1 protein-coding gene and 1 pseudogene are annotated in these 969 nt (G+C 45.0%); both read left to right on the forward strand.

The features are described 5' to 3' along the window. The first annotated feature begins 47 nt into the window (after positions 1-47). Positions 48-152 (forward strand): GpE family phage tail protein, encoded by a 105-nt coding sequence (locus tag ACFILL_RS09340; protein ID WP_375643846.1) that lies wholly within the window; start codon positions 48-50, stop codon positions 150-152. Next, positions 149-969 (forward strand): annotated as a pseudogene (locus ACFILL_RS09345) (phage tail protein); the annotation flags it as partial. The gene ACFILL_RS09340 and the pseudogene ACFILL_RS09345, both read left to right, overlap by 4 nt.

Consider the following 969-nt stretch of genomic DNA (forward strand, 5'->3'; position numbering starts at 1 on the left):
CGGCGGGATACCTCGACTGGGAAACCGCCGCTAAACTCATAGCCGATATTACCATTGTGTTCCATTGGTCCCTTTCAAAGATGATGGAAATGGAACCGCAAGAACTCATATTCTGGCGAAATCAAGCAGCAGAAAGGTATAAGACAAAATGAGTGAAAAAGTTGCTGATGCAAAGGTGAAATTGTCTCTTGAAGACAAACTCACCGCACCTCTCAAACATCTTCAAAAAAAATTCGATACATTGTCAAAAACACTCTCACATAGTTTGGGTATTCCGCGCTTTTCTGCTGCTGTCAAAAACATGACAAAAAGCCTTCATGGCGTTCAAAGTGCTCTTGGAGTGGCGGCAAGCCGTGCTTCGGTCTTTACTGGTGTCTTGGGGCTTGCTGGTGGTGGTCTTGTGGCAAGTGTAGCCGCCCTCACCATGAAAACCATGCATCTGGGCGATAGTCTTTATCACGCATCACACCATTTAAATATGAGTGTTGCATCACTTCAATTATGGGGTGATGCAGCCGATAATTCAGGCACTTCTGCCGAACTTTTTCAACAATCCTTAGCGGTTTTAAATAGGCGTTCAGCACAAGCATATGCCGGACAAAAAAGAGGCATGATGGGCTTTGAAGCACTTGGCATTTCTGTCAAAAACACTTCTGGAAAACTCAAATCCACTTCTGTCTTGTTAGAAGAAATTACCGACAAGATGAGTAAGATGAAAAGCCAAGCACAAAGACAGCATATTGCCGCTCTGCTGTTTGGGGGCGATGGTAAAGAAATGGCGACCATGCTTGCACAAGGCATGGCACCCATTAAAGAGCTGTTTGCAAAGGCGCGAAAAGGAAAATGGCTGATAGGTGCCGATGTTGCACGCTATGCAGCAGATTTAAGTGACAAGCTTGGTGCTTTTAAGAAAAAAATAGGCGGTATCGCGAGCTTTATTGGCGCGCGTTTCATGCCCGTGATTAATGA

Origin of the sequence: Bartonella sp. AP20NXHL, from assembly GCF_042196165.1 — a bacterium.
Taxonomy (GTDB): domain Bacteria; phylum Pseudomonadota; class Alphaproteobacteria; order Rhizobiales; family Rhizobiaceae; genus Bartonella.